Origin of the sequence: Streptomyces sp. NPDC002680 (assembly GCF_042889145.1) — a bacterium.
Taxonomy (GTDB): domain Bacteria; phylum Actinomycetota; class Actinomycetes; order Streptomycetales; family Streptomycetaceae; genus Streptomyces; species Streptomyces adonidis.
Genome location: NZ_JBIAQP010000002.1, coordinates 458,807 through 472,737 on the forward strand (window position 1 = coordinate 458,807; position 13,931 = coordinate 472,737).

Annotated in this window: 11 protein-coding genes; 7 read left to right on the top strand and 4 right to left on the bottom strand. The window is 66.9% G+C overall.

Annotated features, from left to right (window positions below; all coding sequences use genetic code 11):
* Positions 1-85: 85 nt before the first annotated feature.
* Complete coding sequence (locus tag ACFYXF_RS08665; RefSeq protein ID WP_235474776.1) at positions 86-595, top strand: MarR family winged helix-turn-helix transcriptional regulator; 510 nt, start codon at positions 86-88, stop codon at positions 593-595.
* A gap of 215 nt (positions 596-810) precedes the next feature.
* Positions 811-1,281, top strand: coding sequence for a hypothetical protein (locus ACFYXF_RS08670; protein ID WP_389348822.1), 471 nt, complete (start codon positions 811-813; stop codon positions 1,279-1,281).
* Positions 1,282-1,306: 25 nt separating this feature from the next.
* On the opposite strand, the gene ACFYXF_RS08675 is transcribed toward ACFYXF_RS08670, so the two are convergent.
* The 4 genes from ACFYXF_RS08675 to ACFYXF_RS08690 all read right to left on the bottom strand — a co-directional run bounded on the left by ACFYXF_RS08675 (position 1,307) and on the right by ACFYXF_RS08690 (position 7,643).
* Positions 1,307-1,648, bottom strand: coding sequence for a DUF3817 domain-containing protein (locus tag ACFYXF_RS08675; RefSeq protein WP_389348823.1), 342 nt, complete (start codon positions 1,646-1,648; stop codon positions 1,307-1,309).
* Positions 1,649-1,719: 71 nt separating this feature from the next.
* Positions 1,720-6,042, bottom strand: coding sequence for a caspase family protein (locus ACFYXF_RS08680; RefSeq protein WP_389348824.1), 4,323 nt, complete (start codon positions 6,040-6,042; stop codon positions 1,720-1,722).
* Complete coding sequence (locus ACFYXF_RS08685) at positions 6,039-6,914, bottom strand: antibiotic ABC transporter ATP-binding protein (RefSeq protein WP_389348825.1); 876 nt, start codon at positions 6,912-6,914, stop codon at positions 6,039-6,041. The genes ACFYXF_RS08680 and ACFYXF_RS08685 overlap by 4 nt, the downstream gene beginning before the upstream one ends.
* A 72-nt stretch (positions 6,915-6,986) precedes the next feature.
* Positions 6,987-7,643: a TetR/AcrR family transcriptional regulator gene (locus ACFYXF_RS08690; RefSeq protein WP_389348826.1), complete on the bottom strand. Its 657-nt coding sequence runs from the start codon at positions 7,641-7,643 to the stop codon at positions 6,987-6,989.
* Positions 7,644-8,013: 370 nt separating this feature from the next.
* Between ACFYXF_RS08690 and ACFYXF_RS08695 the strand changes: the two genes are divergently transcribed.
* The 5 genes from ACFYXF_RS08695 (at position 8,014) to ACFYXF_RS08715 (ending at position 13,704) form a co-directional block, all read left to right on the top strand.
* Complete coding sequence (locus ACFYXF_RS08695; RefSeq protein WP_389348827.1) at positions 8,014-9,210, top strand: RNA-guided endonuclease InsQ/TnpB family protein; 1,197 nt, start codon at positions 8,014-8,016, stop codon at positions 9,208-9,210.
* A 118-nt stretch (positions 9,211-9,328) separates the two neighbouring features.
* The gene (locus ACFYXF_RS08700) at positions 9,329-10,309 is read left to right on the top strand and encodes a tetratricopeptide repeat protein (protein ID WP_389348828.1); all 981 of its coding nucleotides are present in this window, start codon (positions 9,329-9,331) and stop codon (positions 10,307-10,309) included.
* Positions 10,310-10,991: 682 nt separating this feature from the next.
* Positions 10,992-11,627 carry a DUF6230 family protein gene (locus tag ACFYXF_RS08705; protein WP_389348829.1) on the top strand — a complete coding sequence of 212 codons (636 nt, stop codon included), beginning with the start codon at positions 10,992-10,994 and terminating at the stop codon, positions 11,625-11,627.
* A gap of 102 nt (positions 11,628-11,729) precedes the next feature.
* Positions 11,730-12,353, top strand: a complete 624-nt coding sequence (locus ACFYXF_RS08710) for a DUF6114 domain-containing protein (RefSeq protein WP_389348830.1) — start codon at positions 11,730-11,732, stop codon at positions 12,351-12,353.
* On the top strand, positions 12,343-13,704 hold the full coding sequence (locus ACFYXF_RS08715) for a hypothetical protein (RefSeq protein WP_389348831.1): 1,362 nt from the start codon (positions 12,343-12,345) through the stop codon (positions 13,702-13,704). Before ACFYXF_RS08710 ends, ACFYXF_RS08715 begins: the two co-directional genes overlap by 11 nt.
* Positions 13,705-13,931: the final 227 nt, after the last annotated feature.

Sequence of the window (13,931 nt, forward strand, 5' to 3'; positions counted from 1 at the left end):
TGCACCCTGATCTGCACTGGATGACCTGGACCGAAGGGCGAGACGGGGCTGACCGCGATGTGACCGGCGGGTAAGGTCTGGTGCCGTGCCGAAGCCGCTCAGTCTCCCCTTCGATCCCATCGCCCGCGCCGACGAACTGTGGAAACGGCGCTGGGGAAACGTCCCGTCGATGGCCGCGATCACCTCGATCATGCGCGCACAGCAGATCCTGCTCGCGGAGGTCGACGCGGTGGTGAAGCCGTACGGTCTGACGTTCGCGCGATACGAGGCGCTGGTGCTGCTCACCTTCTCCAAGGCCGGCGAGCTGCCGATGTCCAAGATCGGCGAGCGCCTGATGGTCCACCCGACGTCGGTCACGAACACCGTGGACCGCCTGGTGAAGTCGGGCCTGGTGGCCAGACGCCCCAACCCGAACGACGGCCGAGGCACCCTCGCCACGATCACGGAGAAAGGCCGCGAGACCGTCGACGCGGCCACCCGCGACCTGATGGCAATGGACTTCGGCCTCGGCGTGTACGACGCGGAGGAGTGCGCGGAGATCTTCGCGATGCTGCGGCCGTTGCGGGTGGCGGCGAGCGATTTCGACGAGGAGTGAGGGTCGGCCCGCTCGATCGGCCGGGCTTCACTTTCGAGTGTCGCTGAGTGCGTTTTGTGACTTGATGTCCGACTTGGCTGCATGAACCCGTCGTTTCCCGTGCGATCGTGTCGGTCGATCGTCATCCGGACGATCGGAATCCGGATCGATCCGGATCGTCGACAGCAGGGGAAGCAGTCGTGGCGAACGCGTCGAACACGTCGAGCAGGTCGAACATGAGGAACTTGGTCCGTGGCGCGCTGACCGCCGTCAGCGCGGCGGCGCTCACCGCCGCCGTGACGCTGGGGGCGGCGGGCGCGGCCCGTGCCAGTGCCACCGGGACCACCACGATCGGGAGCTTCAGCTACGACCTTCGTGGGGCCGGGATCAAGGTTCCTGTCGGCTGCTTCCTGACGCACACCATCAAGGGCTCGGGGAAGCGGATCACCAGTCAGTTCGCGGGGGTCGACTGCGTGGGAGTCGCGGCCACCTTCTCCCAGTTCTGCAACTGGAGAATCGACTTCACCTACGCGGACACGAACAACAGGACCTACCGGACCTCGCGCGGGGTGACGCACACAGAGTGCGAACGGGACCCGCTGCGGCACAACGCGCCGCAGAAACTGCCGAAGTACGGCAAGGCGTGTGCGAGGTTCCACGTCAACGGCAAGCTGCGTGCCACGCAGTGCCACTTCATTACGAAGTAGCCGCGAAAGCGAGCGCGGAGGTCTGTCAGACCGCGGCGGGCTTGGGAGTGGGAGCCTTCGCGATGAGCGGCTCCACCTCCCGGGTCACCTTGCGTTCGACGAAGAACGCGGCGGTCGGGACGGTGCCGGCGAGCAGGACCCAGGCGAGGCGGCCCAGCGGCATCTTCGCCTTGGTGCCGAGGTCGAAGGCGAAGACCAGGTACAGGACGTACAGCCAGCCGTGGGCGATGCCCACGCCGGTGACGAAGGAGTCGAATCCGTCCAGGTGCAGCAGCCGCTTCCCGATCACGCCGACCGTCAGCAGGATCAGCAGGACGGCGGTGACGTAGGCCATCACGCGGTAGCGGGTCAGGACGCTCTTTTTCATGGCTTCGAGCGTAGCCGGTGCCTGGCGGCGGCCCGCAGGGGGACCCCGCCTGCACGGACGTCCCAGAGCGTTTACGCGGAGCCTGCTGGCTTCTGTCCGACTCGCTCCAGGACTACGACGTCATAACCGCACCCCAACACCAGCTCTCCATCGGGGCCTACGGCTACGGCTGAGAGCCGGTTGGGCAGCGTTTGGGCATGCAGCAAGTCGCTGGTGGTCAGGTCCCAGATGCACATGGTGTGGTGGCCGACTGTGACTGCTACCGGTTTGCCGTCCATGACCGTGCACGCGACGTCCGATATCCAGCCGGATGGCTTGTCGAGGGTGCTGCGGAGCGAGAACGTGCGCAGGTCCCACACCTGGGTGCCTTCCTCGGCGGTACCCACCACGGCGACAGGCGTCAGGCCGACGGTCGTGCACGCGAGCGCGTTCACCTGGTCCGCGCAGCCGTCGAATGATCCGAGCCGTTGTGCCGTGATCAGGTCCCAGACCTGCACCGACCTCTCGCCCCCTTCATCACCTCTCGGGTAGTCAGCGACCACGGCGATCTCGCTGCCGTCCAGCGTCGTACAGGCCAGGGCGGAGACGTCGCTGAAGGCGTCGGCGAGCGCGGCAGTGGGGTAGCCGGCTTCGAGTGTTGCCGCGTCGCGTACGACGACCGCGCCGCCCGCCGGCGCCTTGTTGACGAACTGCGAGCCGGTCACCACCACTGGGGCGCCGTTGACCATGATCGACGTCACGTGCGTCCATTTCCTGCCGGTGTCCGCGGCAGTCCGAATGGGCGCGCAACTCGGAAGCGACCAAGACCAGATTGCATCGTCATAGCCGCTCGTCACCGCTATCGGCACTCCTGCGGGCTCTACGCACGTAACACTGAGGATGTCGTTGGAATGGGCTTCGCCTTGACCAAGTTGAACTCCTGAGGTGAGGTCCCAGGTTCGTACGGATTGGTCCGCACTTCCGGTCACAGCGATGGGGACGCCATCGACAACCGTGCACGCGATGCTCTGGACGTGACTCGCATGGCCAGGGAGAGATGTGGTCCCTTGCTCGGCCGGAAGGCTCCACAACCGGATTGAGTGGTCACTGCTGGACGTGATGATCAGGGGTGTGCCGTCGACCTGAGTGACCGCGATGTGGTGTACCCAGTCACCGTGCCCGTTGAGCTTGCCGATGAGCCGTCCGTCAGCGGGCTCGCGGACTTCGACCGTGCCGTCGCCATAACCGATCACAAGGGCTTCTGCGCCGCTGTGCGGTGCGACTGCCAAGGCAGTGACCCAGCCGCTGTGGCAGGGAACGCGTCTCGACTCGCTGCCGGTGGCTGGGTCGTGGACTGTCAGATGGCCAGTCGTGTCGCCCAGCAGAATGGCAGGTGTACCGCCCAGAGTGACCGCAGCGTGGGCGCCGGTCTCGGCAGCGGGTTTCCCTATGGTGGACCAGTCGAGCGTCTCCAGATTCCAGAGCAGGGCTGGGCCCGAGGAACCGGGGGTGACGATGGCGTGAGGAGTGCCGTCGATGACCGTGCAACTTAGCTGGGCGTCGGGATTCCATCCTGACTTCGGCGTTCGAGCGTGGTGAATCAATTCGCCGGTCAGCAGGTTCCAGACGGAGAGTGTGCCGAATCGACCACAGCCCACCAGGACAGGTATGCCGTCCACTGCGGCACAGTCTGCTGCGACAAGATGATTCACCTCGCCGGGCTCGTCCTCTCCTCCCGGTTCGCCGTACTCCTCCGAGATTTCGTCGACGTCCGGGGTGAGGGAATCGTCCTCGTCCCCGACCGCGGTCGATTCCTCGGGAACCGTGAAGCGGAATGAGAGCGTTCTGTTCGTGAGGTTCCAGACCTCGACTTGGCCCGTGTGATCGGCGACCACGACGACCTGCTCGCCGGCAATCTCACCACACCGGATTGCGGTGAGGTGAGCCTGGCCCGTCCTCAAGGAGGCGTGCAGCGTCCTTGATCTCAGGTTCCACAACCATAGCGAGCACGCCGGCCCTTCCATGATCATCAGCGGATCCCCGGCCAGGGTCGTGCAGTCCAGCCGAGGGTAGAAGTACCCATGGCCGTCCAGGGTTCCGAGCAGAGCGCTACTCGCCTGGGATCGCGTGGCCCAGCGAGGCGCCCAGCACAGCCCCTGCCGCAGCGAGTCCCCGTGCCGTGACAGTCCGAACCGCAACGCATCGACAGCCAGGATCTCCGCACGGCTGTCGGACGGGGCGTGTCGATGCAGATGTGCCGAGTTGCGGTACATGGCGCGGATGCGAGCGACAGCGGGATCGGTGAGACCGTCCATCGCTGAGAGAAGGGCGTCGGGGTCGGCGTGGACCAGGAAATGGGCGTCATTCAGAAGCGTGGGCAGCTCGCCCGAGGCCGCGGAGTGCCCCGACAAGTGGTCGAGGATGTACGGATGCGCTCGCAACCAGTCGCGCTGTCCGTCAGGAAGGAGGGGAACCGCCTCCAACAGCGTGGCGGTGAGACGACGTTGGTTCTCGGCGTCACGGCGAGGATTCCTCAGGTGCTCCGCCAGAGCCTCGTGAAAGAGTCGGAAGACCGAGCGCTCCCTGGTGACGGGAACCTCGACGATGTACGCGCCCGCGTGCCGGAACAGCCACTCGATGTCCTCGTCGCTGCATGGCACCCGAGACAGTGCGCCGGCCAGAGGCGCCCACAGAGAGTCCCATGGCAGCCCTTCCCCCTCGGCGTAAGCGAGCGGGGCCAGGAGGCGGCGCAGCAGTGCCTCCTTGTCCCCGTAGCGAGCCAGATACGTGTCGAACGCCTGGCCGGCCTCGGTGGGGAGCTGGTCCCGCCAGCCTGGTACGTCGATGTCCACGATCAGGTCGCCGTGGGCGATGGCGCGGACCGTCATACGAGCGACCAGGAACGATCCCTGGGCGCGTGACGCGACGGCGGCCGCGATGGTGCGGAGTGTTTCCGGGCTGTACTTGCTGCCTTCAGCCTGACTTGTGAGTAGGCACGCGCGCGAGTAGTCCTCGATGTCCGTCTGCCCTCGATAGCCGTCCGCGTCGAGGTCGATCACTTCGACAGCGCTGCCCAGAACATCGACCGTCTCCCGGCGGGATCCGATGATGAGCCGCACATGGCCCAACGCGGAGAGAGGGCGCAACAGTTCCCGGGCAATGCGCTGCGGTTCGCTGCCGGTGACACCCGTTCCCGCCTCGTCCAGAGCGTCGATGAGGACTGTGGCCGGGACGCTCGTGTCCGCGAGCCCCGAGAGCAGCTGGTCGGGAGAATCGGCGTCGACTCCCAGCACGGAGGCGAGTCGGCCGGTCAGCGACTCAAGGGTGGTTCCGCGGGCGTGGACGGCGGCCGTAATGCACCCTGGCGGTGGCATGACGTGTTCCCCCGTCCCAGGACGGGAGTTCGGATCCGGATCCGCCAGAGCCAGGAGCCGGCCGAGCAGTGCGGACTTGCCCGAGCCCGGGCTCCCGGTGATCACTCGGGCGCGGCTGTCGTGCCGGGGGTCGCGCAACCAGGCCGACAGCGTGGCCAATGCCTGGAGACGGCCGGTGAAGTAGTCCCCTTTCTCGCTCGCGTATTCCACACCCCGGCTGCGCGGATCGAAGTGCGCTGCCCATTCCCGGGCGGTCTGTACGTCGACGAGGGCGGGAGACAGGTCCGGACGGTAGTCCGGGTTGGGGAAGAACGGTGGAGGAGTGCGGACGTCCGTGGCGTGACAGCTCGCGCTTTGGTGCGGATGGTGTTCGCGGAGGTGCAGGTCGATGCGGTTGGTGATGTCCAGGAAGTTCAGATGGCGTTGTCGCATGCCTGCCCGGCTGTGTTGCAGCGCCTCCACCAGGGCCGGTACGAAAGCATGGTCCACGGCTTCCTCACGGGCTCGCGCTGCGGCGAGCAGCCAAAGGCCTGTGCTTTCTGCATCCCGCAAAGCGGTAAGGGACACTGCATCAAAAGCCATTTCCGCCGTCCCGGCACCGGCGTAGCAAGTGTCCAATATCAGCAGGGCGTACCCGACGGACGACGTGGCCACGAGGGAAGCGAGGTCGGCGGACCTGATCGCCGTACTCTGAGGGCGGGCGATGCGGCTGTCAACGCACATGAGGTAGTGGTCGCGGCGTTGGGGGTGCTTGACGCCGTGGCCTGCGAAATACACGACGAGCACGTCGTGCTGTGACCGGTCCGGATTCGCCAGCCAGTCCTCCAGTTCGGCGAGCAATTGCTGGGACCGTGGTGCGCTGCCCAGGTGAGGCAGGATGCGGGTGTAGCCGAGGCTCTCGAAGAGAGCGGCTACGTGCTCGGCATCCGCCTCCGCACCCGGCAGCTCGGTCAGCTCAGGGTCCTCGGGGTAGTGCCGGGTGCCGGCTGCGAGGACGTATCGGCGGAACGCCGGCTCTTGGCTCGGGGACGCGCTGGTCACTGGGTGAGTCCGTTGGCGATGGCGGTTCCGGTTTCAACGGCCGTGAGATATGCCGTCATGTCGTGCATGGTGGTGCCGTTGTGGACATGGAGATCTTGCACGCGAGGGCCGAAACGTGGGGCGAGTTCGTGGACGAGGGCCACGATGTCACCGGTGTCGGAGACGTTGTGCCAGTGGTCTACGGGCGATGGCCAGGCGCCGACGCCGTCGGTTGGCGGGGGAATCAGACGGTCGAAGGCGAGGTGACGCACGCCCAGGGGAGATCCGAGTGTCACCAGCGTCATTGCCTGCTGAGTGGGCAGTGAGCACAGCGCCTCGTAGGCGACGACCGAGCCCAGCGAGTGGCCCACCACCACACGGGTATCAGGCCGGATGAGTTCAAGGACGCGGGACTGCGCTGCCTCGCGGAGCGCGGGCTCCTCGAAGTAGCGCCGGAACTGCTTGAGTGCGGCGATGAGGAAAGCGTCCGAGACGGACTTGAAGAAGCGAGTTCGAGTGAGTGCGTCCAAGGCTCGCCGTACGACGGTGACGCGGAGCGGGCGTGAAGCCGCGTAGCTGATCAAGCCGCGTCCGGTCTCAGTCGGTCCCAGAACTGATGGGTCGGTCCGTGCCACCGCTTCCCACCAAGCCAGGAGCAAGTCGTACTCCAGCCCTTCGGTCACGTCTTCGGCCTCGTACTGAGGCGTGGCCGCGCGTGAACCGGGGCGGCGGAAGAGATCTCCGTAACCCGCGCATACGATGTCAGGCGGCTTCGGGGGACTTACGGCCTCGGCGAGGTGCACGTCGGCGCGGAGAGCGAGGTTCACGCCGCCGATGAGGGCGGGAGCCAATGATGAATGGAGCGTTTCGGCAGTGTCCAGGTGCTTGCCCACTCCGTGCACCACGACGACACGCGCCATTGGCCCCCCAACAATTGATCGGACGCGACGTTGTGTGCGTTCACCTTAGAACCGGAGGTCGCTGTCAGGTGCCGATTCGACGGACGGAGGAAGCCCTGTAAGCCCCAGGAGCAGGACCTGTGTGAAGCTGCGTACCCATCCCTCGTCCGCCGGGTTTCCGCTCACCAGCGTGCGGTGCACCACCGCCCCCGCCACCATGTCGAAGATCAGGTCCACCATGCGGGCGGCCTCCGCGAGGTCTGTTTCCCGCGGCAGTTCCCCCCTTGCCTGGGCTCGTGTGCGGCCCTCCAGGACCAACCGCTTCTGGCGGTCCACGATCGACACGCGGATTCGCTCCCGCAGGGCGTCGTCGTGCGTCGATTCTGCTACCACGGCCATCAGACCGCTCTTTGTCTCCGGGCGGGCCAGGATCGCCGCGAACTGGAGAACGACGCCCTCGATGTCGGCGACAAGGCTGCCCCTGTCGGGGAGTTTCAGTTCGTCGAAGAGGGCCGCGACCGCGTCGACGACCAGTTCGTTCTTGCCGGGCCAGCGGCGGTAGAGGGTCGTCTTCGCCACCCCTGCGCGTGTGGCCACGTCCCCCAACGTCAGCTTGGACCAGCCCAGTTCGACCAGGGCATCCCGCGTCGCCGCCAGGATCGCCGTGTCCGCGGTGGCGCTGCGGGGGCGTCCCGAACGACTGACGGGGGTGCGGCTCTGCATGGCATGACCATAACCGGCGGCTCCTGCGCGGCCCGTGAGGGAGATCACCAGAAGCTGGTTCCCATAGCCACCCGACTGTCGTTACGCTACTGCTCGTAGCGAAATGGCGTTCGTGCGTCTCGTGGCTCTTGCGTAGCTCACGGATCTTGGACAAGCGTCGCGTGAGCGACGACCGCTGATGCCTGGTGGGGACCCGGCATCGACCTTGCGGGAATGGGGGGACTGTGTTGCATCTGTGGTCCAGCGCGGCTGTCTCGGTGTCCATGTCGGACAAGGATCGCCCGAACGGGTGTCCCGTGGGTCGCCTGTGCCGGTGACCTCCGAGTGAAGAGTGATTGTGCGTGCGGTCATCGCACTATCGTCCGGGATTGTGAAGCTGGTGGTGCATGTGAAGTTGCTACCGACGCCCGCGCAGGCGACGGCGCTCGAAGCGACTCTGCGTGCCTGCAACGAGGCGGCCACGCACGCCTCCGCCGTTGCTTTCGCCAAAGGCCTGAAGAACCGCAATGGCTTGCAGAAGGAGGTGTACGCAGATCTGAAGGAGGCCTTCGGGCTGTCCGCGCAGCCAGCGGTGCGGGTGGTGAAGAAGGTCGTCGACGCCTACGCAACTCTGAAGGTCAATCTGCAGGCCGGGAATCTGGGCCCGGCCACCTCCCGGCGTTATCGGAGGGCAGTTGGCTCGCCCGTTGTCTTCCGTCCAGAGGCGGCGCAGCCCTTCGATGACCGGTGCCTGTCGTGGCAGTATGACGCACGCACTGTCTCTGTCTGGACCGTGGACGGGCGTATGAAGGGGATCCGCTACACAGGGTCGCCCGACCAGCTCAAGACCCTCGTGACGTACCGCAAGGGCGAGAGTGACCTGGTGTGCCGGGACGGCAAGTGGTTCCTGATCGCCACCTGCGAGATCCCGGATCCGCAAATGTACGAGCCGATGGACTGGGTGGGTGTGGACCGGGGCATCGTCAACCTCGCCACCACTAGCGACGGAACCAACTACCAAGGCCGCCGCCTCTCGCGGTATCGCCGCTGGCAAGCTCACAAACGCACCGAACTGCAGAAAAAGAACACTCGCTCGACCAGGCGTCGCCTGGCCCGCCGTGCATGCAAGGAGCAGCGTCACGCCACGCATGTGAACCATCGGATTTCCAAGGAGATCGTGTCCATCGCGCAACGCACCGGTCGGGGGATCGCTGTCGAGGAACTCGGCGGGATCCGCGAACGGGTACGGCTACGTCGCGACCAGCGGGGCTCGTTTTCCTCGTGGCCGTTCCACCAGCTCGGTCAGCATCTCACCTATAAGGCCCGTAGAGCCGGGGTGCCGTTCCTTGAGGTGGACGCGGCGTACACCTCGCAGCGCTGTCCGCGCTGCGGGCACACCGAGCGGGCCAATCGGCCCGACCGGGATCACTTCCGTTGTCGTCGGTGTGGCCTCGCTGGGCCCGCTGACGTCGTCGCCGGGGTCAACGTGCGCGACCGCGCGCGCTCGGCGTGGGCATTCGTCACCATGCCCGTCCCGCCACCGGTTCAGCCGGAGCGGGAGATGCGCCCCGTGACCGTCCTGTCGTAGGGGACAGTCGGGAGCGCGACGAGGTGTGAACGACCGAGATGTACAAGCTCGGCCGTTCACGGCCGAGAAGATGACTACGCCTTTCACATGCGGGCACGGAACAAGGGAGGATAGACGCATGCAGCCACGGAACATGTCCATGAGCGGAGTCGTCGACCTCGCCGCGGTGAAGGCGGCCCAGGAGGCCAAGTCGAAGGCGGAGCAGGCGCGTGCCGAAGCCGCCCGGCAGGGTGGCGGAGGAGCCGTCTCGCCGGCCGACCTCGTCATCGATGTCGATGAGGCCGGGTTCGAACTCGATGTCCTGCAGCGGTCCACCGAGGTGCCCGTCGTCATCGACTTCTGGGCCGAGTGGTGCGAGCCGTGCAAGCAGCTGAGCCCGGTCCTGGAGCGCCTGGCCGTCGAGTACAACGGACGCTTCGTCCTCGCCAAGATCGACGTCGACGCCAACCAGATGCTGATGCAGCAGTTCGGGGTCCAGGGGATTCCGGCTGTCTTCGCCGTCGTCGCCGGGCAGGCCCTGCCCCTCTTCCAGGGCGCCGCCGGTGAGGTGCAGATCCGGCAGACCCTCGACCAGCTGATCCAGGTCGCCGAGCAGCGCTTCGGCCTCACCGGCCTCGTCGTCGACGCGGACGCCGACCCCGGCGACCGGCAGGCCCCCGACCCCCAGGCGATCCCGGCCGGCCCGTACGACGCGCTGCTCGAAGCCGCCGTACAGGCCCTGGACGCGGGGGACTTGGGCGGTGCGGTGCAGGCGTACAAGAACGTACTGAGTGACGACCCCGGTAATACGGAGGCCAAACTCGGGCTCGTGCAGGCCGAGTTGCTCCAGCGGGTGCAGGATCTCGACCCGCAGCAGGTGCGCAAGGACGCCGCCGAGAAGCCCGGCGACCCGGCCGCGCAGATCGCCGCCGCCGACCTGGATCTGGTGGGCGGCCATGTCGAGGACGCGTTCGGGCGGCTCATCGAGACGGTCGGGCGTACGGCGGGCGACGACCGGGACGCCGTACGGCTGCGGCTGCTGGAGCTGTTCGAGGTCGTCGGCGCGGACGACCCCCGGGTCGCGGCGGCCCGGCGGGCGCTGGCGCGGGCGTTGTTCTGACCGGTCGGGCGGGCAGCCGGTCGGGCGGCGGCGGAGGTGCCGTCCGATCAGTGGCCTGACCTGTCGCTAAACATCGCGACGGGTGTTGCCCGCGTGAAGGATTTGTCGATCGAGTGCCAATGCGGTCGCGCTTTACCAAATCTTGGTAATCGCGGCCGCTGTTACTTGGAGTAAGTCGAAGGCGTCGCGCTGTCGGGTTTGGGGCGGGAAGCGGATGGTTTGTCACCCCCGCGAGGGCCACCCAGCGTTGTCGAGCAATACCCATGGGTCGCTGCTCGGTTATCTGCCCGTTACTAGCCAGTAACGAACCCCCTTGTGCGGGCGGCGAGAATGCACCACGATCGGCGACGCTCGGTCCTATCCCGTACCCCGACAGCCAGTCGGGCGCCCGGGAGTTGTTGGGTCCCCACCGGGCAGAGTCGGCGGCAGTGGCGCCGGCTCTCGGGCAGGGGGGTCTTCGCCTTCCGGCGGAGCCTGTCCGGCAAGGTTGTGCGTGATGTGTGTCAGGCGCGACCAGTGGTTGTCGCTCGGGGGTGATCGCCGGTGATTCGGGCGCTGTTCGCGCCGTCGAGCGCGGGCGCTCTCCTTACCGAGGACGTAGCACTTCTCCCATCCCTGCCCGGCTGAGCCGCCGTCATGGGGCAGTCAGGGCCAGGAGATGTACGTCCGAGAAGGAGGAAATATGGAGTCCCAAGTGCGTGGCGGGACCAGATGGAAGCGGTTCGCTGTGGTGATGGTGCCCAGCGTCGCCGCCACGGCATGTATAGGTGTCGCCCTCGCGCAGGGTGCTCTCGCCGCTTCGTTCAGTGTGTCCGGTCAGTCCTTCAAGGTGAAGGCGGCCCTGCTCGAAGGTAAGGGTTTCTCGCAGTACGGCGCGGTCGACGTGGGTCCCGGTGGGTCGATCAAGCCCGTCGCGGTCTCGGCGTTCGACTCGGCCGACATCACCAACATGTGCCAGTCCGTGGTCACGCCGAACATCCCGATTCTGGGTTCGGTCACTCTCCGGCTGGAAGCCGGTGGGGGCGGGACCCCGGTCCAGGCCAAGAACCTGTACATCGATGTCCAGGACCTCAAGGCCGATGCGGTGTTCAGCAACATCGACATCGGCGTGGCCGCCGGTTCCATCACCAAGGGACCGAAGGTCAAGCAGCAGGAGCTCGACGAGGGGCGGGCCAGCAAGTTCGGCTTCGCCCAGCAGGCCGACGAGGCGACGCTCACCGGTGTGGAGCAGACGGCGTGGGCCACCACTGCCGGAACCTTCAAGCTCAGTGGTCTCTCGATGAAGCTGTCGAAGGGCACCGACGCCGAGTGCTTCTAGGCACTCAGTGACGGGCGGGGCCCGATGGTGCCCCGCCCGTTCGCTCTCCTATACCCGCAACAACACTCATCACGGCAACACCGCTCCAGGGAGCTGTTTTCCATGAACGCCGAGTCGCCCGCGCAGGACGAGCACTTTCTTCGCGTCTTCAAGCGGAAGTTCCGCGACTGGCGGGGTGCCCGTCCGTTCTGGGCCGGGCTGCTGGTCCTCCTCGGCGGCTTCCCGATCATGTACTTCCCGTACTTCGACCTCAAAATCGGCAGTCTGACGATGGCGATGTCGACGACGGCCGGCGCCGGGTCGCTGATCATCGGTGTGCTGCTCGTCGTACTCGGAATCAGCCTCTGGTTCCAGAAGCACGTACGGACCTTCGCCGGCACCGCCGCGATCCTGCTGGCCCTGGTGTCCCTCCCGGTCTCCAACTTCGGCGGGTTCCTCATGGGCTTCCTGCTGGCGATGATCGGCGGTGCGCTGGCCATCGCCTGGGCGCCGGGTGAGCCGGAGTCGAAGTACGGAGAGTCCGCGAAGCACGCGAGCAAGGGCACGGACGCCGCCGTGGCCCCCGATGCCCCGGAGACCCCTGTGGCGGCCGAGGCCGCCGACGGTGCGGACCCGAACCCGGTGGCGGAGCCTAGCGGACTGAACTTGAGCAAGTCGGACGAGCCGAACGATCTGTCAGGAACGAGCCCGGTGAACGGGGCGAACGGGAGGCACAGTGCCGGCTGACGAGGTGACCCACGGGACCGATGTGGACGGGTCCCGCGGGAGAACCGGGCCGCGACACGCGGCCCCGAGGAAGCCGCTGTTCACCAGGTTCCATGTGCCGGCCGGGAAGGCGATAGCCCTGGCGGCGATGCCGACCGCGGTGCTCATGGGCATGGGGTTCACGCCGACGCTCGCCAACGCCGACGACCAGCCGACGACGAACAGTCAGAAGGCCGAGGAGTACAAGGCCTGCGTCGCGGCGATGGAGGACGACGCCTCGGCGTCGGCCACCCCGTCGGAGACCTCCTCGGAGAGTTCGTCCGACGAGACGACGGCGACTCCGTCGGCCTCCGCCACGGACTCCGAGTCGGGTGACGACTCGGCCTCGGGCGACTCTTCGTCGGATTCAGGTTCCGACGACGAGGCCACGCCGACTCCGACGCCCTCCGCGAGCAAGACGACGTCCAGCGGCAGCACCGGCGGCGACAGCGACACGGCCACGCCCACCCCCTCGGCGAGCGCGAGCGCCACCGAGGAGAGCGGCGGCCTGCTGGAGACCATCGGCGACGCGATCGTGGACATCTTCACGGGCGGCAGCGACTCGTCGAGCGACACGACGTCGACGACGACCTCCACGGAGTCGACGGAGACCACCGAGCCGGCCGCGACCGCCACCCCGACGCCGACCGCGTCAGCCGCGCCGACCACGGAGGCGGCCGACAAGGACACGACCGACACCACCACGGTGAAGGACACGACGCCGAAGGTCACCGAGGTCCTCAAGGACGCCACCGACACGGCGGCCAAGCCGACGGAGACGACCACCGAGGCCGCAGAGGAGGCGGCCGACGAGGCCACCGCCTCCGCGACCCCCTCGGCGAGCGCGACAACCGACGTGGACGACTGCCCGGTCGCCACGGAGGACCTCGGCGGAGTCGACAACACCATCCGGCTGCCCGACGACCCGTGGACCCTGGAGGCCAGTTCGCTGCTGCTCAAGGGCGCGGACTACCAGGGCATCGTCAAGGTGCGCACCGCCGACGGCACGGTCAAGGAGGTCCTGAAGTACGTGATCTCCGACGGCACGGACATCGGCGACCTGCACCAGCTGGTCAGCGACGACACCTCGGGCAAGACCTACCACGTGCAGGCGGCCAAGGGTTCGACGTCCACGATCAAAGACGGCAAGACGATCATGTACACGGAGAGCATCTCCGGCAACCTGTTCGGTCTGATCCCGGTGACGTTCAGCCCGAAGAGCCCCCCGCCCCTGAACATTCCGCTGATCTACTTCACGAACGTGAAGGTCACTCAGGCGGGCCAGTTCGGCGGCACGCTGACGGTTCCCGGCCTGCACCAGTACACGACCTGAGCCCTCGGAAGTCCCGTTCGGGAGCCGCACCGAGGACTGTGGCCCGGCCCGCCGCTGTTGGCGGGGCCGGGCCACAGGCCTGTGCGGGAAGTGAACGTAGCGGTCGAACTGAATGTCTAAATAAAGGTTCCGTAAACGCTTTCCCGGTGTCATGATGGTGCGGTCCCTGTGGGAAGAGGGGCACGGGGGGCGCGTGTTGACCGCACGCGCAACAGAGACGGGGGTCT

Bases quoted from the DNA above. Each gene is read 5' to 3' on its own strand.
- ACFYXF_RS08670 (WP_389348822.1), top strand. From the start codon at position 811: ATGAGGAACTTGGTCCGTGGCGCGCTGACCGCCGTCAGCGCGGCGGCG.
- ACFYXF_RS08675 (WP_389348823.1), bottom strand. From the start codon at position 1,648: ATGAAAAAGAGCGTCCTGACCCGCTACCGCGTGATGGCCTACGTCACC.
- ACFYXF_RS08690 (WP_389348826.1), bottom strand. From the start codon at position 7,643: ATGCAGAGCCGCACCCCCGTCAGTCGTTCGGGACGCCCCCGCAGCGCC.
- ACFYXF_RS08700 (WP_389348828.1), top strand. From the start codon at position 9,329: ATGCAGCCACGGAACATGTCCATGAGCGGAGTCGTCGACCTCGCCGCG.
- ACFYXF_RS08705 (WP_389348829.1), top strand. From the start codon at position 10,992: ATGGAGTCCCAAGTGCGTGGCGGGACCAGATGGAAGCGGTTCGCTGTG.
- ACFYXF_RS08710 (WP_389348830.1), top strand. From the start codon at position 11,730: ATGAACGCCGAGTCGCCCGCGCAGGACGAGCACTTTCTTCGCGTCTTC.